This is a genomic window from Deinococcus aetherius, assembly GCF_025997855.1.
Lineage (GTDB): Bacteria > Deinococcota > Deinococci > Deinococcales > Deinococcaceae > Deinococcus > Deinococcus aetherius.
In genome coordinates, this window is record NZ_AP026561.1 from 45,614 (window position 1) to 67,047 (window position 21,434).

Consider the following 21,434-nt stretch of genomic DNA (forward strand, 5'->3'; position numbering starts at 1 on the left):
CAGGGCAGAAGAGGCCCGCGGAGCAGCGAACACCTGGCCCGCTCCCCTCCAGCCCCGTGAACGCTCTCCCAAGCTGGCGGAGGCAGGGTGCCCTTAAGCAGAGGGCGGAACTCCATGTGAACGAGACCCCAGGGCCAACGGTGAACCAGCGGGTGAGGAGGACCGGCCAAGTGGGTGGGACAAGCTGGACTACCCAGCGTCTTCGCCTGTCCGCCGTCCCGTGGGCGGAATCCCGAGTCAACGCGACCGACACGGCGGGAGGCTGGCCGGAGCCAGCCTGGCCTGGTCCATGACGATGGCGTTCGCGTTCCGGTGTTCCGTCATGCCGCGCGGTGTCAGCATGGCTTCACCGACCTTCCACGCTGAAGTCACGATGCGGGACGGTCGACCTTCCGCTGTCTGACGGAGCAACGCAATGACTTCGGGGCCACGCTGACCCGGCATCAGCCCAGCACCCACCACGACACCCAAGGTGGTGGTCGGGCCCGGTTTGCCGTCCCGGGTGCTGAACGCACTCAGGATGCCGTTCTTGTCGGCGGTCACCAGCCACTGTCCATCGGGGGTGAAGGTCCGGTCGGAGAGGTTGAAGTTGCGCAGCGAGAAAGCCGGACGGCCCTTCTGGGCGTCGTAGACACGGAGTGGTCCGGTCGCCGTCCATTCCAGAAACAGGTGGTCGCCCCCACCCAGCAAGTTGGGCGTCAGGAGGGAGGGATTGCTCCAGGTGTTGAGCGCCCGGCTGCTGGTGATGTCGAACCAGGTGTACGTGCGGTTGCCGTCGAGGACCAACACCGTCTTGGCGTCGCCCGAGAACGTGATGGCCACCGGACCATGCTTGAGGCGCAACGTTTGCAGGAGCGCGCCGCTCGCGGCGTCGTAGACCTTTACCGCGGGTTGGGTGTCCCAGCCCCCGGCCGCGACGCGCGTACCGTCTGGACTGACATCCAGGGTGAGCAGACTGCCGGTGAAGGCGGGCAAGGTCCGCAGGGGGGCGGGCGCGCCCGTGCACCAGGTGAGTCGTCCGGCGAGGTCCCCGGTGACCACGAAGGGTGTCCCGCCCACGTAACCTTCGAGGTGTCCTGTGAGCGTCTTCAGGGCGGTGAAGTCACGGCTGGCCCGGCAGGCGCTGAGGTACAGCACACCACCGTACTGGCTGAAGCTCGCGAAGACGTTGCCGCCCACGCTGAGGAGCGTTTCCCGGGCCGTCTGTGAGAGGGGCTGCGTTCCAGGGCGCCCCAGCAGTTGGGCCTGGAAGGCCTGCGCGTCGTCGGCGGTGCCGGGCAGTAGGGTGACGTCCTGTTCTCCCGTGCAGCGGTACCCGAAGCGGGCCGGGGCGTCGGTGAAGACGGCCTTGAGGTAGTCAGCGCCCACGGGGGTGAGCGAGCGCAGCCGCACTCCTTCGCGCGGCAGAGGAAAGTCGAGGAGCCGGGCCGTGTGGGTGCGCTCGTACGCGTTTTCTGGGAGGCGCAGGGATCGCCCAAATTGGGGAGGTGGTGAGTCCTGTCCGGACGCAATGGGGAGGAGGGTGAGGGCCAGCAGGGCCAGCGTGCGTTTCATCCTCAGAGTCTGTGGGGTTGGGAGGCGTGGCGGGGACGAAGTTGAGGTGCCTTCCCCCGGCACCTCAAGGGTTCGTCAAGCCCAGGGTAAGGGCACACAGACCTTAGGTGGGGTGATTGCCTCCACTTCACCGGGGTGAGGAGCCTCCTCACCGGCGGATGGGGCTAGAAGCTGGTCTTGGGTGCCTCGCGTCCGCATCAGCACACCTGCGCTCTCGTCTGGGAGGGCCCTCACCCGCTGGGGTGAAGCGGTGAACCAGCGGCTCAAGGTCCACCGGATTCAGGGTGACCCGCCTGGCCCTGATGTATTGAGCACGCTGGGGGAGGGCGGCCCTTCCCGGCCCGCACCGTCGAGGCGGTGATGCAGCGCCTCGGTGCCCACGCTGGGTTGGCCCCGGAGCCGTGCAGCCCGCATACGTGGCCGGCACGCGTACGCGACCGCGTTGCTCGTGCGGGACGCCGGCTTGAGGAGGTCCGCGAACTGCTGGCGTACGCCAGCATTGCCCGCTACCACGCAGGTGTACTCGCACGTCAGCGCGGCCCGCCTCGACAGCGGAGCGGCCAGCCTGCCGGACGCGCTCGACGTGGGTATCTAGGTCCTGGTCATCAAAGCGGGGTACTGCTGGTCGGGGTCCCTGAACCCTGTTAGAAAGGTAGACAGGCGGTCAGCGTGCAGGTACTTGTGACTTTAGCGGCTCAAGAGTGAGCGGGTGATCCCTGATGTATCAAGGATCCGTCGGGGTCTCCTGAGCATGATGGAGAGGTGCCCCGACCTGCTCTCCCCCCTCTCCTTGCCCTGACTCTTTCTCTCTCCAGCCCCACGGCCTTGGCAGCTCCGGCACCAAACGGCTCTGGGCTCAATGTTCTGGGGATGTTGCAAGGTGCCGCACCCGTCAGATCCTTCGCTCAGACCAGAACTAGCCTGTACGCTCTGGAACCGAAGCTGCGCCCGGCTGTCGTACGCATTGAGGACTGCCCCTCCGACGGTTGCAGCGTTCCAAACAGAGTGGGGACGGCCTTCCACATTGGGAATGGATACGTGGTCAGTGCCTATCACGTGATCTTCGGTGCGAAGAACCTCAGCGCCCTCACCCTCGACAAGAAACGCTACCCAGTAGAGGTGGTTGGCTACGACGACCGAGCTGATCTTGCCCTGCTGCACGTGAACCTACCTGCCAGCCTGCCCTCTTTGCCACTCGCCACCGTCCGGCCAACCGTTGGGGAGTTGACCCTCACCATCGGCAACGGGAACGGCGAGTTTCTCCAGGCCAAGACGGGTCGCGTCACCACTCTCGAAACAACCTCGGGGCGCCCGGACTTCCCGGCGAGCGTTATGCAACTGGACACGCAGATTCTGCCGGGGGACGGTGGCGGACCGATCATCACCGCACGCGGTGAGGTCGTCGGCGTGGTGAGTTTCCTTGCAGTCAGTGGAGGCCAGAGCCGTCGCGTGACCGCTTACGCCGTACCGCTCATGCAGAACGATGCACGCCTAGCGGAGCTTCGCCGGGGTGTGAAACGGGACGCGCCGAGCAGTGGGGTGGACTTGAAGCTCCTTCCTCCACTGGCGACCGAGGCGTATGCGCTGCCTGCGGAGAAGTTCGTGGAGTTCAGCCAACGCTCGAAGCTCGACCTGGGCACTACGCCAGGCGCCTTCTTTACGCAGGTTGCTCCCGGCAGTCCAGCCGCGCGGGCTGGACTGCAACCGCTCCAATTCGACCGGAAGGGGAAGCGTACGGCGGGTGACATCGTGACAGCCGTGAACGGCCAGCGGGTCGTGAACTTCTCCGACTTCCTCTCTGCCGTCTACCGCTACCAGCCAGGCGAGGTCATCACACTGACGGTTTTGCGAGCAGGCAGGCCGCTGGAGGTCAAGCTGACGCTGGTTGCACGAGCTCAGGCGGGGAATTGAACCCCGGTGGGAGTTGGGACCGTTTGCAATCTGGGGAGGTCCGCCTCGGCAGGGGTTAGCGCCTATCGGGAGGGAGGAAGTCCATGAACGTCTTTCGAATCACCTGGCTGCTCAGCCTGCTCCTCGCGGGCACGACCAGAGCGGGTGTCGCCGAGGGGATAGCCCTGTACGACCAGGGCGAGTACCGGCAGGCCTTTCAGGAGTTTGAGCTGCCCGCGAAGAAGGGGGATGCGGCGGCCCAGTTCTGGCTGGGGTACCTCTACGACCAGGGGCAAGGCGTGCGGCAAGACTTCGCCCAGGCGCTGAACTGGTACCGCAAGGCCGCCGCCCAGGGGGAGGCGGCCGCCCAGAACAACCTGGGCAACCTGTATGAGCGGGGCCTCGGGGTCAAACAGGATTACGCGCAGGCGGCGCTGTGGTACCGCAAGGCGGCCGAGCAAGGTGAGGCGGTCGCTCAGAACAACCTCGGCGTCCTGTACGAGAACGGGTGGGGTGTGCCGCGCGACGACGCCCAGGCCCTGGCGTGGTACCGCAAAGCCGCCGGGCAGGGCGACTCGGCGGCACAGAACAACGTCGGGGCGATGTACGAGCGAGGGCGCGGTGTACCACGCGACGAGGCCAAGGCCGCCGAGTGGTACCGCAAAGCCGCTGAACAGGGCTATGCGGAAGCCCAGAACAACCTGGGGCTCTTGTACGTGCATGGCCGGGGCGTCAGGCAGGATGATCACCAGGCCTTGAAGTGGTTCCGCGACGCCGCGAGTCAGGGGCACGCGGGTGGGCAGAACAATCTCGGTGTCCTGTATGAGCGCGGCCGGGGTGTGCAGCGGGATGTGGTGCAGGCGCTGACCTGGTACCGCAAGGCGGCGGCGCAGGGCTATGGGGAGGCCCAGAACAACCTCGGCCTGATGTACGCGTTGGGCGTGGGCGTGAAGCAGGACTACACTCAGGCCCGGGGTTGGTTTCGCCAGGCCGCAGCTCAAGGCTCAGTCGAGGGGTATTACAACCTGGGTGTCATCTACCTGTCGGGGCACGGCGTGAAGCAAGACGATGCCGTGGCCGTCGAGTGGTTTCGAAAGGCTGCGGAACAAGGTCATGCCGGGGCGCAGAACAATCTCGGCTTTCTGTACCACCACGGACGGGGCGTGCCGCGTGACTACGGCAAGGCCCTGTCCCTCTACCGTAAAGCTGCCGCTCAGGGGAATGTGGAGACGTATTACAACCTCGGCGTCTTGTATGAGCTTGGTCTCGGGGTGAAGCAGGATGACGCGCAAGCCCTTCATTGGTACCGAAAGGCTGCGGAAAGGGGGCATCTGGAAGCGCAATGGAAGTTGGAGAGCCTGAGCGGTGGCGTCACGCGCTGACCCACCTGCGTTGCTCTTGGGAAAGCGGGACCGGCTGTACGCCTACGCCATCGCCGCCGACGGCCGCACGACCTCCCTCACTGGCCCACACCGCGTAGACGACCCACGTGGGTCCCAGGTCGAGGCAGGTTTGACAAGTTTGGATGGCCCGACGAGCGAGGCCAGCAGGCGCCAAGTGCTGCGGCCCAGGCAGGGGTTCAGCCGCTGGGAAGCTGGGACCAGGACGGCCACCCTCCGGGCAGGGCACGCGGCCAAGGAGACGCTCCCCTGCCCCCCGCATGAACGAGCACTCACTGGCTTAATCCGCCGCGTTCGACCGGGAACCCACGGGCAACTCACACAGCCGATCCACCCTGAGGGTCACCGCCCGGCCCCGCACGTTGGCCTCCCCCTGAACGATCAGCGCCGCCGCGTCCCGCAGCAGTTGCCGGTGCGCCGCCCACACCTTCGGGGAGATCACCGCCTGCACCCGCCCCGAGCGGTCCTCCAACACGAAGAAGGCGTACCCCCGCGCCGTCGGGGGTTTTTGCCGCGCGATCACCGACCCCGCCGTCCAGACCATCTGCCCGTGCCGCAACGCCCCGATCGGCACGCACCCCAGGTCCCGCAAGCGGCCCCGGTGCGCGTCCAAGGGGTGTCGGCCCGTCTCCGTGACCCGCTTCGTCTCCAGATCGAGTCGCACCACCTCCTCCGGGGAGAGTTCGGGCAACTTGGGCGACGTGACCGACACGGACAGCAGGCCCCGGGTGCCGGACGGCCGGGCGTGGGCGACCGTTTGCAGCACGAAGAAGGTCTCGCGCCGGTTGCGCCGGGCGTCCACCGCGTCGAACGTGCTCGCCTTCGCCAGGGTCTCCAGCACGTCCCGTTGCACCTCCACCCGGTCGTAGAAGTCCTCGACGCCCGCAAACTTCCCCCCCACCAGCCGTTCCTGCACGATCCGACGGGCCGTCTCCACGCTGACGCCCTCGACGGCGGTCAGTGGCACCCGGACGACTCGCGCCGTCTCCGCGCGATAGCTCACCCCGCTCCGGTTGATGCAGGCGGGGGCCAACCGCACCCCCCAGCGCCGGGCCTCCCGCGCCAGGGTGTCGCGCGGCCACATGCCGGGGGACTCCGTGAGCACCCCCGCTAGGTAGGCGGCGGGGTGGTGCAGGCGCAGCCACGCCCCCGCATAGCAGTGCCCCGCGAACGCATGGCTGTGCGACTCGGCAAAACCGTACCCCCTGAACTTCGCGCACAGGTTGAACACCTCCAGGGCCAGCGCGGGCGAGACTCCACACGTCTCCACCGCCCCGCGCACGAAGGGCTCGCGCAGCCGGGCCAGCTCCTCCTCGTCCTCTGCCCGGCTCAGGTCGCCGCGAAACCGGTCCGCCTGCCCCCAGGCGTACCCCGCGAACCTGACCGCGATCCTGAGAATCTGCTCCTGAAACAGCAGCACCCCCAGGGTCGGGGCCAGAATCGTGCCCAGCGGCTCGGGCCACTCCGGGACCGGCTCCTCCCCCCTGGCCCGCCGAACATACGGGTGCACGCTGTCGGACTGGATGGGGCCCGGGCGAATCAGGGCGATCTGGTGTGCCAGTTGCACCAGGTTCTTCGGTTGCAGCCGCGCGGCGAGTTGGAGTTGGGCGGGGGACTCGATCTGAAACAGGGCCATCGTGTCGCCCTGACCGATGCTCTCCCACACCCGGGGATCGTCCGGCAACTCGCCGAACTCGGTCCACTCCCCGGTGAGGCGCAGCACTTCTTCCCTCGCCCGCTCCAGGGCGCCCAACAGCCGCAGCCCCAGGAGATCGAGCTTGATCAGGCCCAGGCGTTCCGAATCGTCCTTGTCCACGGTGAGCATGCGAATGCCCCCCGAACTGCGGGTCAGGGGACTGTAGTGGGTCAGAGGCGTGGCACTCAGCACCACACCCCCGGAGTGGGGCGCGAGGTGTCGGACCAGGCGTGGCTCCATTCGCGTCAGAAGCCGCAACAGCGTCTCCTTGACTGGGGCCTCCCCGAGGACTTCCGTGAACACCCGCTCCGCCTCCCGGGCCCGGTGGGGCCGCAGGTGGGCGTGGTCCCGCCCCAGGGCGTGGGTCAGGCGGGTGCGCAGCTCCTCGGGGAGGCCGAGAGCGCGCCCCAGGTCCTGGATCGCGCTGGGGAGCCGGTAGGTCACCCGGTTGGCGACCATTGCCTGCCCTGAGCCATCCAGCCCCCAGCGCTCCTCCACCCACGCCAACACCTGGTCGCGCCGGGCACTCGCGATATCGATGTCCACGTCCGGCATGGCCGTCTTCCCGGTGTGAAGGAACCGCTCGAACAGCAACCCGTGCTGGAGCGGATCGAACAGGGTGAGGCCCAGGAGGAAACACAGGACCGAGCCCGCCGCCGAGCCCCGTGCGGCGGCCAGGATGCCGTGCGAGCGGCAGTAGTCGCCGATTTCGGCGGCCGTGAGGAAAAAGCCCGCCAGGTCGAGCGATCTCACCGTCGCCAGTTCCTGCCGGAGGCGGGTGTCCACCTCCAGCACGCGGTGGGACGGGTACTTCTCTCCCACCGCCGCGAACACACGCTCCTCGAGCCGGTCCTGTGCGGTTTGGGCCGGCTGGAGCAGGGGTTCCGGGACGTGCAGCCGTTCGGGCAGAAGGTCCAGGGCGCACTCCCGAGCCAACTTCTCCGCGTTGAGCAGGGCATCCGGGAAGGGCAACCGTTGGGCCCATCCCTGGGGCGTCCCCACATGCCCGCTGTCATTGCGCGGCCTGGCAGCGTGAGGCGTCTGGGTGTCCACGCCGAGACGCGCACACATCAGGGCGTCGAGCAGCGGATAGTCGGCTGCCTCGGCCAGACACACCTGTGGCGCCGCCACCACCGGCAGGTGGAGGTCCCGGGCCAGGCCGCGCAGGTAGTTCACCCGACGGCGGTCGTTGGGGGCTTGTCCGTGGTACAGCCCCACGTACAGGTCGAAGGGAAAGCAGGTGCGCAACATCCGCAGCAACTCTGTCGCCCACGTGATCTCCTGGCGCTCGCCCAGGAGGCTCGGGAACCCGTCACGTCCTCCTGTCAGGCACGTGAGCTGGCCCTGCCCCCGGGCGGCGACCGCTTGCAGGACCGCGAGGGGCACCCCGTCCGGGCTCTCCATATTCAGGTGCGTGATCAGTTCGCACAGTCGGGCGTAGCCTTCCCGCGATTTCGCCAGCAGGACGAGTGGAAAGGCCTCGGTCGCCGTCTGTGATCGAGGCGCCGCGGGGAACAGCACCGGGAGGGTCACGCCGACGACCGCCTGCAGGCCCGCTTCCCGGGCAGCCTCGCTCAGTTCGACGGCGCCGGCAACCGAGCACCAGTCCGCCAGGCCCACTGTGGCGAAGCCCCGCTCGGCGGCCACCCGCACCAGTCGCCGGGGGCTGACCGTGCTGCGGCCGGGCGAGAACGCACTCTGGCAGGTGAGCAAGGCGGACAGGGACCGGGGCATGATTCAGGGGTGGAGGAGCGCGAGGCGTTGCTGAACGTGTTGAAACGGCAATTCGGAGTGAAACGCACCCATGTCGCGTGGTTGAGCCGGCCGGCAGGACAAGCGGTGGCCCGGGTGGGCCTGCTGCACTTTAGGCATCGGGACGGGCAAGTGCCGGTCTGGTCGGGGCGGGCCTGGCGGGACGTGCGGAACCTGCGCGAGCTGGGGTACGTGCTCGCGGAGGCCTCGAACCTGGGCACGCCACCGGAAGGGCATCAGTCCTGAATCCTCGCCAGCCACCAGCGGCCCTCCGGCCCGTCCTCGTGGTGCACCTCGGCGGTAAGGTCACCCGCCTGGACCAGGTAGCAGTCCCGGGGCGGCTCGTCCAGCCACCAGCGGCCCCCCGTCCTCCACTCGTCGAGGATGGTCAGGACCGTGAGGGTCCGGCCCTGCCAGATCACCTGGCGGGGGTGCCCGCCTTCCCGCACAATCACGCGGACCTCCTGCTGCACGGCCTTCATGGGTGCTGGCCTTCAAAGAACGCCAGGATGCGTTCCACGTTCCGCTCCCGGGCCTTTACCAGCGTCGGGGGTGTCCAGCCCCGCCGGGGCGTCATGGCGGTGGGACGGACTTCGCCGGTTAGCCAGTCCACCCAGCGGTATTGCAGGTCGGCGGTGTACGCGAAGGGATCGAGCCACTCCACCCGCACCAGCGCGTCGGGGTAGCGGTCCAGCACGGTCTGCGTCACCTCCAGTTCCGCCAGCCCGGCCCATAGCCCGACCAAGCGCGAGGGCTGGGCCAGACCGGAGAGCTGGACGGTCAACCGCTCCACCCCGAGGGCCAGGGCGTCCGTGTCCCCGAAGGCGAGCCCGGTGACGCGCTGAAGGCCTGCGGCGTCGAGCGGCCACTTGAGTCGGCGGCTGGCACTCAGGCGTCCCCCGGGTGTGTCGGCGTGGATAGTGAGGTAAGCGCAGGTGCGTCCCCGGAGTTCGGCGAACAGGCCCGGCACGAGTTCGGCGAGCACGGCCTCGACGTGGGAGGGCTCGCGCAGCGGGGGGTCGGTGCTCCGGCTCCCCTCGATCACCTGGTCTGGGACGTACCGGGGCACTGCCGTGGTGCGCTCTCCCCGGAGAAAGCGGTTGAGCTGTCCCCCGACGGTGACGCCGAAAAAGGCTTCCCGCTGGGCAGCCGACCATTTCCATACGTCCGCCAGACCACGCAGGCCCAGGTACTGGAGGTGTTCGACGTGCGCGGGGGTGAGGCCCAGGACCTGGAGATGTTCCACTGGGCTGAGTCTCAGGAAGGCCTGCTCCTCCTCCCCAGCGGGGACTTCCCGCACCTCGCCGGGCCGTGCGCGCAGGGCGGCCAGGTGGGCGACCTGGGTGCTCGCGGCGAGCCCGACGGGGGCGTGCAGGGCGGCGGCGAGGTCCCGGGCGGCGGGAGCGCGGGTCTGGAGGAAGGCCACGCCGGGCGTGCTGGAATGGACCCGGTCGCTGTAACGGGCATACAGCAGTTCCAATACCTCCGCCCAGGCCGCGCGGGCGGTGGGTCCCGTGATGACCTGGGCGTGCAACTCCGGGCAACGGCTGAGGGCCGCCACTTCGCTCATGCCGAGGTGCACCCCGGCCGTCATGGCTTCGGGGGTGGCCGCCACCACACGGCGGATGGTTTCTCCGAGGACGGCGACGGGCAGGCCGGGGTGTTGTTTGGCGAGCAGCGTGAGGGGCCAGGGGGCCAGGTGAACGCAGGCGATGGAGGCCGTGCGTCCGGGAACCACCCTCAGTCCCGCGCCTTGCTCACGCGGGGCGCGGCGATGCCGAGCCGGGCAACCATGCGGCCCTGCACCTGGATCTGCTCGGCGGGGTAGGTCATGCGGGCGTAGGTCGGGTTTTCGCTGATCAAGGTGACTTCGTCGCCGAAACGGTACAACCGCTTCAGGGTGGCGACTCCTTGATCCTGCACGAGCACCACGGCGACCTCGCCGTCCAGGACCTCGCTGGTCGGGCGGGCGAGGATGAGGTCCCCGTCCATCACGCCGATCCCGATCATCGAGTCCCCCCGGACTCGCAGGAAGAAGTCACCCGGGCGGATGCCCAGCAGTTCGTCCACGCTGGGGACGATCTCGTCGGGCCGCTGGTCGGCGAACCCGGGGGGGCCGGCGGCGATCTCGCCGTAGATGGGGATGCCGCTGCCCGCCACCATCCGGGCCTGGTCGGTGAGTTGGAGGCCACCGAAGCGCCCGAACTTGGTGACGTACCCCAGGCCGGTGAGGGCCTTGAGGTGAAAACTGACGGTGGAGGCGCCCAGACCGCACGCCTGGGCGAGGTCCTCGGCGCTGGGGGGGACGCCCCGCTCCTGGGTGAGCCGGGCGATGGTTTGGAGGAGGCGGATGCGCAGCGGGGTCAGTCGGGGGGGCATGGGCAGGTCTCCAACTATCGAACTTGACTTCGATAGTTGAAGTTATAGTGAGGCAAGCGGGATTTGGCGTCAATCCTCCCCCTATCGCCTGCCCCTGGAGGAGTCTCCATGCACAAGTCAGTCGTCATTCGGGTGGTGCCGCCGCCCGCCGTCAAGATTCCCCTGACCACGGCGATTCTTCGCATTCGAGAGTGGGACGTGGAGAAGTTACTCGACCACCTGCGGGAGAGCCTGGAGCCGCGGATTCACGCGGAACTGGGGGAGGACGTGGAGGTGCAGGTGGTGGCTGGAAGGCAGTCGGAGATTCGCCTGAACAATGTCAAACCGCGGGGTGGGGTCGTGGAGTGGAAGGAGGCGCTCGGGGAGGCCATTGGGGAGACGATGAGTGAGATCGATCCGGAAATGTTCCTGGCGCCGTAAGGGCGGGCTTCACGAGGCCCGCCGCCGGGGACAGGGGTGGATGGAAGTGGAACGGTGCGCCTGCCTCGCCGAGAGTCGGTCCCTTCTGGAGATCGCTGTCCTCAGCGATTTCTATCGCGCAGCGGGGGTCATGACTTGCGGCTCAAGTTGAGCCCACGCGGCGCACCTTCCTGCGCTACGTTGCGAGCATGACCTCGGAACCGCCCGAGCCGATGCTCACCGGCCGCCTGACCGTGGACGCCCTCGAAGGCCACCTCGCCCGCGTGGAACGGGAAGACGGCTCTCTCCAGGACTGGCCGCTCACGAGCTTGCCCAGGGGCGTGCGGGAGGGCGACGTGCTGCGCTGGCACGTCGAAGGTCGCCACCTAACCTTCGAGATCGATCTCGAAGGGACGAGGGAACGGCGTCAAGCTGCCCAGGCTCAGCTCGACGCCCTGAATGGCGCCGTTCCTGCCGGGGAGATCAACTTATGAGGCGGCTCCTGGCCCTCGCTGCCCTCTCCCTCGGCTTGGCCTTAGCCCAGTCCTCCGGTGCCCTGTCCATCCGGTTCCTCGACGTGGGGCAGGGCGACGCCGTGCTGGTGACCAGCCCCGAAGGCAAGTCCCTCCTGTATGACGGCGGACGGAGCGAACCCGTCCTGCAAGCCCTGCTCCGCCAGTACGGGGTGAAGAGCCTGGACCTCGTCGCCGCGAGTCACGCAGACGCGGACCACATCACCGGGTTGATTCCCGCCATCAACCTCTACAAACCGCGCTTCTTCCTCAACAATGGCATCGCGGGAACCACCCAGACCTGGGGGAAGCTGGTGACGGCCGCCCAGAAGGCCGGAACACAGGGCCTGGTCGCGAGGGATCAAGTCATCAACCTGGGCAGCGTGAAGATCACCGTCCTCCCTCCTCCACCCGGTCTCCCGAAGAACGAGCAGAACCTGAACTCGATAGGGCTCCTCGTGCAATACGGGTCTTTTCGCGCCTTGATGACCGGGGACAGTGAGACTGCGGAGACCGCCGCCTGGCTGAAGAAGTACCCCGCGAGCTTCCTCGGCCCGGTGGACGTGTACAAGAGCATTCACCACGGCGCCAAGAACGGGGACAACCTGGCGTGGCTGAACGCGGTTCGGCCGAGGAACGTGGTCGTCAGCGTCGGACCGAATAACTATGGGCACCCGACGGCGGAGGCGCTCGCCCTCTATCGGCAAGTGGGGGCGACGACGTACCGCACGGACCAGCAAGGAACAGTGACCGTGGTCGTGCAGCCGGGAGGGCGGTTCGCCATCACGACCGAGCGCGGGACACCTGTTCCTGCGAATCGCGCGACCACACCCGCGACCCCAGCCCCTGTTGGCCCGTCGGTCACCACACCCGCACCACCTTCCTACCGGACCTGCGCCGAGGCGCGGGCGGCGGGTGCGGCCCCCCTTCGGCGGGGGCAACCCGGGTACAACCCCGCAACGGACCGCGACGGGGACGGCGTCGCCTGCGAGTAAACGTCGGGTCGGGCGGGAGAGCCCTGGGCCTCTCCCGCTAGCATGACCGGGCGTGGCATGCACACTGCGGCTGGATCGCTGAACTATGGTGACCAGAGCTGCGTGTAGTGCCGGCGCCTCCCCCACACTCGCCCCCATAGTTTCCGATGCCATGTCACCATCGACGGTCGTGACTTTAGTCGTAAAGGTGTGCTTTCCAGGAGCGAGGAAGGTCATGGTCAGGTAGGCCGTCTGCCCCTCGTAGGTGTAGGCGTCGGCCCTGGAGGTCTGCCCCTACACAGCGCAAACACACCACGTCCACGGTCACCTCGGTCCCCACACGCGGCAGCCCACACGTCCACCCTCATCTCGGCGCGCCCCGGCAGCCCTTACTCGCGACGGTCGCTGCGGTGTTCCCGCAGCGCGAGAGCTGGCCACGGAGGACTCCGTGGCCAGCTCTCCCCTGTTCCCAGCGGCAGGACTCCCCGCACTCACAACAGGGCGGACTGCCTGTGCCGTTTGGGAGCTGCCACGAGTTGTTCGTCGATGTTTTGCACGAGCCTCTGCCAGGAAAACACGATGACGGCTAGAACGATCAGGAACGTCAGCACCATCACCAGGGTGCCGAGCAGATCGTCTGATGTGCCGGACAACCGGTTGGCGAGGCTGTCGAGCAGCGCACCCAGGGTGATCAACCCACCGAATGCGCCCCAGAGCGTCAGCAAGGAGGCGAGCAGGTACCCCCACACGGGGCCCGCCTGCCGGTCGGGATGCGCGGCCAAAGAGTGCAGGGTGGCCCGGTACAGGAGCGGGGCGGCCAAGCCGAGCAGGGTGAAGACCACCCCGGTCAAGGTCACGAGTGGAGTGACACTTTCCGCGATCTTCGTGACGCCGCCGACCGTGGTAATCAACCCCGTGATAAGAGCCAAGTTGCTGCCCCAGGATTTTTCTGGTGCCCACTCCGCCGCGAACATTTCCTGCCCCAGCGCTCTCCGCACCCGCAGGGCGACGCCCAGAATGAAGAGGCAAGCGAGGACGAAGGGCCACAGCAGCCGTTGCACGCCCGTTCGACCCAGGAGAGAGGGCTTCTCGACCGCAAGGGGGGTGAGGATGGCTGGGCCTCCCTGGGCGGCGCGCAGCACGAGATGACCTTCCAACACTGAGCGTCGCCCGAGCAGCGTCCCCAATGCGGCAGAGTTCACCTTCACCCGGACGGTCCGTGCCCGTTGCGGCTGGATTGGCGTGAGGGCCGTGCCCGCTGCTTCACACATTGGCACGGCGGGTGCGTCGAACGCCACCGGCACGCTGTTCACACCATTGACCCATTCCCCCTCCAAGGTAGCGGGAGTGGTTCCCCGGTTCATCACCGTGACGAAGGTGCAGGGCGAGGCGGCACGGATGTCCAAGGGGCGAGGAGTTCCCGGCAGCAGTTCAATTCCCTGGGCCCCAGCCACTGAGGTCCCCAGCAGCGCTGCCCATACCAGCGGACGCATCCATCTGTTCATGCTCTCCTCCTAGACTTCGATTTCCGAGTGATTGTGCTGGGCGCGGGACAAGGGCTTACCTCACTTGGGATGCAGAGAAGTTGCCCTGCGCGTCCTTCGTGACCTGGACCTTGAACACGGGAAGGAGTGAAGTGTCGCCGCCACCTCCACGTTCCGGCCCGACGTCCAGACGAACCGGATCGTAGGAGCGGTTCTGTGTGCCCAGGAGGACCGTCGCCGTTCTGCCGCTCGCCCGGGCGTAGTTGTTGAGGCCCACGGCATAGATGCCGGGTTGCAGCTTCGCCGTGTCGCAGGTCGCATAGTAGTGCTCGGGGCCGTTCGCGGCCGTGTTGTCCACGTCGAGGTAGCCCACCGAGCCCACGCCGTTGCCGTAGTACACGTGGCTGCCGTCCGGCTCCGTCACGTGCAGGTCCACGTCCCCCGGGCCGTCCCAGGTGAGGGTGACGGTGAAGAAGCCTGCCGACGCGCCGGAAGCGGGGGCCTGCAAGACCTTGAGTTGGTCATCCATGTACCCCTTCACCAGTGGATAGGCGGGCAGGCTCGCGTTCAGATACGTTTCCAGCATGAAGTGCCCGGTCGGGTCCTCCAAAGGCCGGAAGGGAACATCCACATTTGGCCCCTGCGTGAACCCCAGGCTTGAGCCAATCGCCCCGATGATGAGGTCTTTGCTGTTGAGGACGTAGGGCCCCCTCACCGTGGCGCTGGCAGGGGCGACATGGACAGTCTTGAGGCTCTCCGTCGTTAGGGAGGGCTTCACCCGGTCATACACCGCGTTGAGAAACAAGTTCCCCTGGGAGTGGGCCACCGCGAGAATCTTCCTACGCTCCAGAATCAGGGCGTTCATCTGGGTCACCATGCTGTGCACCAGCGCTTGGTCCGGCGCCTGCCGGATGACCTGCTCGGTGTACCGCTTCGCGGCGTCAGCGACCGTTTGCCGGAGAAATTGCAGCGCCAGATCCTGGGGAGAACCCGGGAGAATGCGGTCACTCGTCCTGCCCCGGAGGGCCTGCCAGATTAGTTCCCACTGGCCGCGAATCTCGGGTGTCTCCCGCTCCTTTTGGCGGAAGGACTCCGCGAGGTCCCCCAGCAAGCCCGCGGTCGGGTTATAGAACCGGCGGTACAGCAGGAGTTCGTTGTTAGGACCGTAGGTCCGGCCGTACAGGTCGTACAGCGCGATGATCACGTTCCCGGCGTCCATGAAGGTGTTCTGCACGCCGTTGAAGAATGCGATGACGTACCCGGAACTGGCGCAGGCGTCTGAAGGTACAGCCGCGGCTTGTCCCCTCAGGCTGGCGGCGGACGAAACCGGGGCGTCGCAGGAGGGCACGTCGTTCAGTACGGCCCCCCCAACGCTCTGCTCGAACTTTAGGTAGGCCTCCACCCGTTCCGCCGTGTTCACGGTGAAGTCGAACACCTCGTCCGTTACCCCGGTGTGGTCAGAGACGGCCTGCGACGCGCAGGCCAGGGTGCGTTGCAGGTCCGCCCCGCGCTCGTAGGCGGAATCCCGGGTCATCGGTGTGGTGAGCAGGCTTTGAACCGCACCGGCGAACGCCGACACACGCTGCTTCTGCACATCGCTCAGCGGATACTGAGCAATGACTCGGTCGACGTCGTCCCGAACACCATTGCTGTTCGCGTCAAGTCCGGCCACAGAGGCTGACCGGTCGAGGTCCACCTCACCCGTTGGGGAGGGGGTGGGGGGCAGGTGGGCGTGGTCGGGACAGGCGGTGAGCAGCAGCGGGACGGTAATGAGAATGGACAGATGGACTGGACGCATGGCCGCTCCTCCGTGGGCAGGTTTGCTTTAAGGCTGGGATCATTGCTCCGTGAGAACGTTGTCCGGCGTATTTCCGCTGACGCTGCCCCCGGCCTGTGAGTAGCTGGCTCTCCTCGTGTTCAAGACACCCCCGCCACGCGTCGTCGCGCTGTTGCCCGTGACGCTGCCTGCCGTAAGGATGAGCTTGCCGTCGTTGTAGAAGCCGCCTCCGTTCGATCCTGTCGCCCGGTTCCCACTCACAACCGCGCCCGACAGGGTGAACTCACCTGCGGGGTCCACGTTGAAGGCTGATCCGATGAACACTCCCCCGCCGAAGGGCGCCGTGTTGCCGCTGATCGTGCCCCCGCTGGCGGTCATCTTCGCCCCGGCATACAGACGTACGCCGCCCGCGCCCTCGTTTCCCTGGTTGTCGGGGACCGCATTGCTGGTGATGGCGCCGCCCGTCATGGTCACCTGACCCCCCACGGTGAGCCCTCCTCCCGTCCGGGCCGAGGTGTTGCCGCTGATCTCGCCGCCCGCGAGGGTGAACTTGGCCGTTCGGTTAACCCGCACGCCGCCGCCGCCGTCCGTCATGGCCGTCACGGTGTTCCCCGTGATGCGCCCACCATCCATGAGGGCGTCCGTGTAGGACCCGAAGACGGCGCCGCCACCCGAATTCCTGGCCGTGTTCCCCCGGATCAAGGCCGTTCCGCCTAAGTGCACGGTGGCCGGGAACTGCTGAGGGATGTTGCTGCTCAGGCCCCCACCGTTTTCCGTGGCGGTGTTCCCCTCGATGACGCCGCCGGTGAGGTCGAGGTCGTGCCAGGTCTGGAGCCCACCGCCGTACATGCTGGTGTTGCCCTTGATCGTCCCACCCGTCACGCTGGCCTTCGCGCGCAGCCACAAGCCGCCCCCGGCGTTGTCCGCCGTGCCGGTCGTCCGGTTGCCCTCCACCGTGCCGCCACTCATGGTAAAGGTGCCGTATAGAAATTCCGTGCAGTCGTTCGTGGTGCAGCGGGCCTGGGCGGCGACGCCCCCGCCGTAGTACGTGGCCGTGTTGTTGCTGATGGTGCCACCCTCGACCGTCATGGTTCCGGTGGTGAACACGCCGCCGCCCGCACAGCCGCTGGCATCTGAAGCCGAGGTCCCGGTGAAGGGCAGGGTGCAGGCGTTGCCGCTGATGCTGCCCGACTTCAGGGTGAGGGTGCCGGTGGTGATGTTGCGGATGCCCCCCGAGGTAAAGGTAGCGGTGTTGCCGTCCACCTTGCCGCCGTCGATGGTCAGGACACCCACGTTATAGATCCCGCCGCCCGCACCCGTGGTCTCGTTCTCCAAGTCAGGGGTCGGGGGGCTAGCGTCGTTACCCGTGACCATGGTGCCGCTGTTCAGGAGGAGGACCCCACCCTGAAGGTTAGCAATGCCGCCGCCGTTGTTGGCCCGGCCACCGCTGACCGTCGTGCCGTCGAGCGTCAGACTGCCCTGATTGGCAATAACGCCGCCATAGGTTGCCAGGGAGGTGGCCTGTGCGCCGATGCCACCTCCGGCCCCCACGAGCGTGATGGGGCTGCCCACCCCGCCCTTCAGCGTGCCTCCCTTGAGCGTCACCTCTGCTCCGGAGGCGACCTCCAGCACCCGGCCCTTTCCGGCGGCGTCGAGCGTCACCCCGTTCGCCACGAGGGTCACGTCCTTGTCTATGGTCAGCGGGCTGGCGAGCGTCACCGTGCCGGAGGTGGTAAAGCGCAGGGTGTCACCGTCTTTCGCGACGCTCAAAGCCTCACGCAGGCTGCCGGGGCCGGAGTCGGCCGTGCTCGTAACGGGGGTTCCCGGCAACCTGGTCGTGGCGCAAGCGGCGAGCATGAGCGTCAGGGTCAGGGCGGGCAAAACGGTCTTCTTCATCGGAGTCCTCCTTATTCCTGCCGGGTCCCAGGGGGAAAGCCCAAATTCAAGGCAGGGGTGCGGCGGGGTGCGGAGGGTGACGCCAGCAGGGCGGAGCGGATTGTGGGCTCAGGGCAGGCTGGGCGGGCGGGGGCGCACACCTCGCGCTCCAACCACTCCAGCAGCGCCAGCGGGCTGTCGAAGCTGAGGGGCCTCGACAGTCCAGAGCCACTCACCTGAGCCCACCACTCCCCACCGATGTCCTGCCAGCGCACTTCGAGGCTGAACCGGGCGCGGCACTCCACGGGTGGCGTCATCTCAGAGCTCCCGGGACGGGTCGGATGACCCGTCGTCCGGCAGCAGCGGCAAATGGGTTTCCTTCATCAGGAACAACAGACAACACACCTCCCTTCGCGCGGACGCCTGGTCTGCGCGGCTGTGGCCAACGGACGACTGGGGACGGGACAGGCGCCTGGAAAGGAATCGCGCCGCGGCTTGGAGAGCCGCATTCACCGTACCGGCCCGGCCGTTGCAGAGCCGTTGCACTCCCGGGGGGTCAGGGGATTACAGTGAACTGTCACTCACGGACACCGGCCCCTCTTTCCGGAGGACCCATGCTCGAGCTGACCGTCCTGGGCCCCCCCCACTGCACCCTGGGGACAAGCCCCCTGCCCCTGCGTCCACGCCGCCTGCTGCTGCTCACCTACCTCCTGCTAGAGGGTCCCCTCGACCGCGGCCCCCTCGCGGCCCTCTTCTGGAGCCACCTGGAAACAGGGGAGGCGCGTGCCAAGTTACGCCTGGAACTGCACCGCCTTCAGCATTCAGTGGTCGGCCCCTGGCTCAGGCTTGCGGGGGAACGGGTCGGCCTGGAGGCGGAATGTGACGCCCGGCGCGTCGAGGAGGCCGTCCGGGAGCAGCGCTGGGAGGAGGTCGTCGCGCTGAGCCGGGGTGAACTGCTCCAGGGGCTGGCCGACGACGCCCCGGGCGTGCAGGGCTGGCTGGAAGCCCGACGTGAGGGGTTCGCCCTGCAACTCCGTGAGGCGCTGGAACATTCAGCCGAACGCGAGGAGCGTGTGGGGCGGGTGGAGGCCGCGCTGACGTACCGTCGGCGACTCCTCGCCCTAGAGCCCATGTCAGAGGCGTATTGCGACGCCCTGATCTTGCGGCTGCGTGCCCTTAGCCGCAGTGGCGAGGCGCATACCCTCGAAACTCGCTTCCGCGAGCGTTTTCAAAAGGAATTGGGGTACGCGCCGCAACTTCGCTCCATGGTGCCCGGCGTCCAGGCGGCTCTAAGCCACGAGGTCCCGGTCCTCCCGCCTCGCCCTCCTGCGCGCCCCAGTCTGCTCGATCCCCCTCTGGTCGGCCGCGAGGACCTGTGGGCGGCGCTCGACCATTGGTGGGCCTCCCCCACCCCCGTGGCGCTGCTCGAGGGTGAGGCGGGCATCGGCAAGTCGCACCTCGCGGCGGACTGGGCCCAGCACCACGCGGCGAATATGACGGTCGTCCTGCAAGGGGTGGAGATGGGGCGCCAAGTGCCCTACTACGCGCTGGTCGAGGTTCTGCGCCACGCCCCGCCCGAACGGCTGCATGACCTGCAACCGGTCTGGGCCCGGGAGCTCGCCCGGGTGTGGCCGGACTGGCCGGGGGCGCTGGACTCGGACCTGGGGGAGCGTCCCCCCGCAGCCGGGACTGCCCTAGGGTTGCTTGAAGCCCTGTCTCAGGCGCTGCAACTCGTGGTGCAGGACGCGCGCCTGGTCCTGCTGGAGGACGTGCACTGGCTGGACGACGCCACCCTTGGCGTCCTTGAACACGTGCTCCGCCGCTGGGGGACGGGAGGGAACGCGCCACGGTTCCTCGCGACCGCCCGGCCGGGGGAACGGGTGGAGTCCCCCCAGCTCCATGCCTGGCTGCTCGACCTGGAGGGGAGGAACATGCTGCGGCGTCTGCCGCTCACCCCCCTGGGCGAGTTGGCCGTCCTCAAGCTGATTCGGCAACTGTCGGGCTCCCCGCACGCCACGGGTTTCGCGCGCCGATTGGCGCGGCTGAGCGGGGGCAATCCCTACGCGCTGCTTGCCTTCGTGCAGGGCCTGTTCGAGCAGGGTGAACTCGCCCTAGCCCCAGGGGGGGAGTGGCTCCTTACGCTGTCTCTGGAGGCGCTTGAGGCGCAGCTCAACCCCAACCTGCGAGAGGTGCTGCTCACCGCTGTTACCCGCCGGGGTGAGGTGGTGCTGCGTTTCCTTGGGACTGCCGCGCTCCTGACCCCGCCCCTCGACTTCGAGGCCGTTCGTCAGGGGGCCGGGCTGGAGGAGGAGCAGGCCCTCGACGCCCTGGAAGTGGCCCTCGCCCACCGGTGGCTTCGGTCCTCGGAGGGTGGCGGCTACCGGTTTGGGCACGACCTGCTGCGCCGCGCGGTGGAAGCGCAGCTCACCCCGGAGCGGGCGAGGCGACTTCACCTGCGCCTGGCCGCCCACCTGGAGCACGCGGGGACCAGCCCTGCTGCCCTCGCCCATCATCTGGAGCAGGGCGGCGAGCGCGCCCGGGCCTACCCTCTCTGGCGCGCGGCCGCCGAGCAGGCCGATGTCGTGTGGGCCCACCACGAGGCGCTGAAGTTCCTGAGTCACGCCCTGGCCTGCACGGACGACGTGGAGCAAAGGACCGACCTGCACTTGGAGCGCGGCCGTCATGCCCGGTTCCTGAACGCCCTCACGACCTGGGAGGCGGAACTGGACCAGGCCGCCGCCCTGCTGCACCCGATGCCGGGGCAGCCCGGCGGGCAGCGCTGGGCGATCCAGCGCACGCACCTGCTGTGGCACCGGGGAGAGCGGGCAGCGGCCCTTGCCTTCAGCACGCCGTGGCTGGAACCACGGGCCTCCGAGGAGGGAGTGACCCTGCTGCATGACCGAGCCTGGATCCTGCTGGAGTTGGGCCGTCCGGCAGAGGCCCAGTCCGCTCTCCAAGCAGCGCAAACGGCGCTGCCCGACCTTTCGGCCCGCCTCAGGGCCAATCTGCTCAACACGCAGGCCTCGGTCTGCTATGAGTTACAGGACGTTCCAGGGGGTCTCGCCTGCGCCCAGGAAGCCATCGCCCTGTTTCGGGATTTGGGAAATCGGCCGGGTATGGCCTCGGCGCTGACCACCCTGGCCTGCCTGCACTATCTGCAGCAAGACGCCCTTGCGGAGCGGAACGCCCTGGTGTGGGGCCTTGAGTGTGCACGCGAGGCGGGGCACCTGCACCTTCAGCGCAGTCTGCTCAACCTTCTGGCGCTGTTCTGCCTGCGGCAGGCCGAGGGGATGGAAGGCCTTTCTTACGCGACGGAGGGCCTGGAACTCTGTGAAGATCTTCAGGATTCCCGGGGCGCGGCGCAATTCTCAGAATACTTACACGCCCTGTCCGGGCTGCGCCACGCGGCTGGAAAGGGGTTGGAAGAGCTAGGAACAGCCGAACCGCGGGTGTGATGACAAGGAGGAAGGAATGATCACGCTGCTGCTGCCCGCCTTGACGTCCACTGCCGTAGCCGGTGGGACGCCATCCGCTATATACACCAATTGTGAAGTGGACCCGGTGAAGTGCAATTGTGAAGTCGACCCAGTGAAGTGCTTAAAAAAGACGGCTGGCCCCGCCGCCACACGTGCCTCTAGTCCCAGGCCTTCCCCTTGCCAACCCGCCAACCCCAATTACGCCTATAAGCAACTCATTGTGAGACAGGCGCCTCCAACTCGAAGTAGTCGCCTTCAAGGATACA

At 67.6% G+C, this 21,434-nt stretch carries 15 protein-coding genes; 6 read left to right on the forward strand and 9 right to left on the reverse strand.

Annotation, left to right across the window (positions count from 1 at the left end):
* Window positions 1–237: 237 nt before the first annotated feature.
* The gene (locus DAETH_RS16510) at window positions 238–1,554 is read right to left on the reverse strand and encodes a WD40 repeat domain-containing protein (RefSeq protein WP_264777813.1); all 1,317 of its coding nucleotides are present in this window, start codon (window positions 1,552–1,554) and stop codon (window positions 238–240) included.
* 870 nt (window positions 1,555–2,424) lie between these two features.
* Between DAETH_RS16510 and DAETH_RS16515 the strand changes: the two genes are divergently transcribed.
* On the forward strand, window positions 2,425–3,465 hold the full coding sequence (locus DAETH_RS16515; RefSeq protein WP_344870190.1) for a S1C family serine protease: 1,041 nt from the start codon (window positions 2,425–2,427) through the stop codon (window positions 3,463–3,465).
* Window positions 3,466–3,548: 83 nt separating this feature from the next.
* Window positions 3,549–4,826, forward strand: coding sequence for a tetratricopeptide repeat protein (locus DAETH_RS24560; protein ID WP_319993755.1), 1,278 nt, complete (start codon window positions 3,549–3,551; stop codon window positions 4,824–4,826).
* A 298-nt stretch (window positions 4,827–5,124) separates the two neighbouring features.
* Here DAETH_RS24560 and dnaE read toward each other — a convergent pair whose 3' ends face one another.
* From dnaE to lexA, 4 genes are all read right to left on the reverse strand, one after another.
* A complete protein-coding gene (gene dnaE, locus DAETH_RS16535) occupies window positions 5,125–8,274 on the reverse strand; it encodes a DNA polymerase III subunit alpha (RefSeq protein WP_264777815.1) in 3,150 nt (1,049 codons plus the stop codon).
* A gap of 254 nt (window positions 8,275–8,528) precedes the next feature.
* Window positions 8,529–8,774, reverse strand: coding sequence for a DUF6504 family protein (locus tag DAETH_RS16540; protein ID WP_264777816.1), 246 nt, complete (start codon window positions 8,772–8,774; stop codon window positions 8,529–8,531).
* Window positions 8,771–10,030, reverse strand: a complete 1,260-nt coding sequence (locus tag DAETH_RS16545; RefSeq protein ID WP_264777817.1) for a Y-family DNA polymerase — start codon at window positions 10,028–10,030, stop codon at window positions 8,771–8,773. Before DAETH_RS16545 ends, DAETH_RS16540 begins: the two co-directional genes overlap by 4 nt.
* Window positions 10,031–10,032: 2 nt before the next feature.
* A complete protein-coding gene (lexA, locus tag DAETH_RS16550) occupies window positions 10,033–10,671 on the reverse strand; it encodes a transcriptional repressor LexA (protein ID WP_264777818.1) in 639 nt (212 codons plus the stop codon).
* Between the two features lie 108 nt (window positions 10,672–10,779).
* Here lexA and DAETH_RS16555 point away from each other — a divergent pair, with 108 nt between their 5' ends.
* The 3 genes from DAETH_RS16555 to DAETH_RS16565 all read left to right on the forward strand — a co-directional run bounded on the left by DAETH_RS16555 (window position 10,780) and on the right by DAETH_RS16565 (window position 12,577).
* Window positions 10,780–11,091, forward strand: a complete 312-nt coding sequence (locus DAETH_RS16555; RefSeq protein WP_264777819.1) for a hypothetical protein — start codon at window positions 10,780–10,782, stop codon at window positions 11,089–11,091.
* A 188-nt stretch (window positions 11,092–11,279) separates the two neighbouring features.
* Complete coding sequence (locus DAETH_RS16560; protein WP_264777820.1) at window positions 11,280–11,564, forward strand: DUF3006 domain-containing protein; 285 nt, start codon at window positions 11,280–11,282, stop codon at window positions 11,562–11,564.
* Complete coding sequence (locus tag DAETH_RS16565; protein ID WP_264777821.1) at window positions 11,561–12,577, forward strand: excalibur calcium-binding domain-containing protein; 1,017 nt, start codon at window positions 11,561–11,563, stop codon at window positions 12,575–12,577. Before DAETH_RS16560 ends, DAETH_RS16565 begins: the two co-directional genes overlap by 4 nt.
* Before the next feature lie 470 nt (window positions 12,578–13,047).
* On the opposite strand, the gene DAETH_RS16570 is transcribed toward DAETH_RS16565, so the two are convergent.
* Genes DAETH_RS16570 through DAETH_RS16585 form a run of 4 tightly spaced genes read right to left on the reverse strand, consistent with a single transcriptional unit; the run spans window position 13,048 to window position 18,009 of the window.
* On the reverse strand, window positions 13,048–14,061 hold the full coding sequence (locus tag DAETH_RS16570; RefSeq protein WP_264777822.1) for a hypothetical protein: 1,014 nt from the start codon (window positions 14,059–14,061) through the stop codon (window positions 13,048–13,050).
* 55 nt (window positions 14,062–14,116) lie between these two features.
* The gene (locus DAETH_RS16575; RefSeq protein WP_264777823.1) at window positions 14,117–15,838 is read right to left on the reverse strand and encodes a hypothetical protein; all 1,722 of its coding nucleotides are present in this window, start codon (window positions 15,836–15,838) and stop codon (window positions 14,117–14,119) included.
* Window positions 15,839–15,877: 39 nt separating this feature from the next.
* Window positions 15,878–17,713, reverse strand: a complete 1,836-nt coding sequence (locus DAETH_RS16580) for a beta strand repeat-containing protein (protein WP_264777824.1) — start codon at window positions 17,711–17,713, stop codon at window positions 15,878–15,880.
* Between the two features lie 11 nt (window positions 17,714–17,724).
* The gene (locus tag DAETH_RS16585; RefSeq protein WP_264777825.1) at window positions 17,725–18,009 is read right to left on the reverse strand and encodes a hypothetical protein; all 285 of its coding nucleotides are present in this window, start codon (window positions 18,007–18,009) and stop codon (window positions 17,725–17,727) included.
* Window positions 18,010–18,306: 297 nt separating this feature from the next.
* On the opposite strand from DAETH_RS16585, the gene DAETH_RS16590 reads away from it, so the two are divergent.
* Window positions 18,307–21,147: an ATP-binding protein gene (locus DAETH_RS16590; protein WP_264777826.1), complete on the forward strand. Its 2,841-nt coding sequence runs from the start codon at window positions 18,307–18,309 to the stop codon at window positions 21,145–21,147.
* Window positions 21,148–21,434: the final 287 nt, after the last annotated feature.

Bases quoted from the DNA above. Each gene is read 5' to 3' on its own strand.
- lexA (WP_264777818.1), bottom strand. From the start codon at position 10,671: ATGCCCCCCCGACTGACCCCGCTGCGCATCCGCCTCCTCCAAACCATC.
- DAETH_RS16560 (WP_264777820.1), top strand. From the start codon at position 11,280: ATGACCTCGGAACCGCCCGAGCCGATGCTCACCGGCCGCCTGACCGTG.
- dnaE (WP_264777815.1), bottom strand. From the start codon at position 8,274: ATGCCCCGGTCCCTGTCCGCCTTGCTCACCTGCCAGAGTGCGTTCTCG.
- DAETH_RS16580 (WP_264777824.1), bottom strand. From the start codon at position 17,713: ATGAAGAAGACCGTTTTGCCCGCCCTGACCCTGACGCTCATGCTCGCC.
- DAETH_RS24560 (WP_319993755.1), top strand. From the start codon at position 3,549: ATGAACGTCTTTCGAATCACCTGGCTGCTCAGCCTGCTCCTCGCGGGC.
- DAETH_RS16585 (WP_264777825.1), bottom strand. From the start codon at position 18,009: ATGACGCCACCCGTGGAGTGCCGCGCCCGGTTCAGCCTCGAAGTGCGC.
- DAETH_RS16575 (WP_264777823.1), bottom strand. From the start codon at position 15,838: ATGCGTCCAGTCCATCTGTCCATTCTCATTACCGTCCCGCTGCTGCTC.
- DAETH_RS16510 (WP_264777813.1), bottom strand. From the start codon at position 1,554: ATGAAACGCACGCTGGCCCTGCTGGCCCTCACCCTCCTCCCCATTGCG.
- DAETH_RS16540 (WP_264777816.1), bottom strand. From the start codon at position 8,774: ATGAAGGCCGTGCAGCAGGAGGTCCGCGTGATTGTGCGGGAAGGCGGG.
- DAETH_RS16590 (WP_264777826.1), top strand. From the start codon at position 18,307: ATGCTCGAGCTGACCGTCCTGGGCCCCCCCCACTGCACCCTGGGGACA.
- DAETH_RS16565 (WP_264777821.1), top strand. From the start codon at position 11,561: ATGAGGCGGCTCCTGGCCCTCGCTGCCCTCTCCCTCGGCTTGGCCTTA.
- DAETH_RS16570 (WP_264777822.1), bottom strand. From the start codon at position 14,061: ATGAACAGATGGATGCGTCCGCTGGTATGGGCAGCGCTGCTGGGGACC.
- DAETH_RS16515 (WP_344870190.1), top strand. From the start codon at position 2,425: ATGTTGCAAGGTGCCGCACCCGTCAGATCCTTCGCTCAGACCAGAACT.
- DAETH_RS16555 (WP_264777819.1), top strand. From the start codon at position 10,780: ATGCACAAGTCAGTCGTCATTCGGGTGGTGCCGCCGCCCGCCGTCAAG.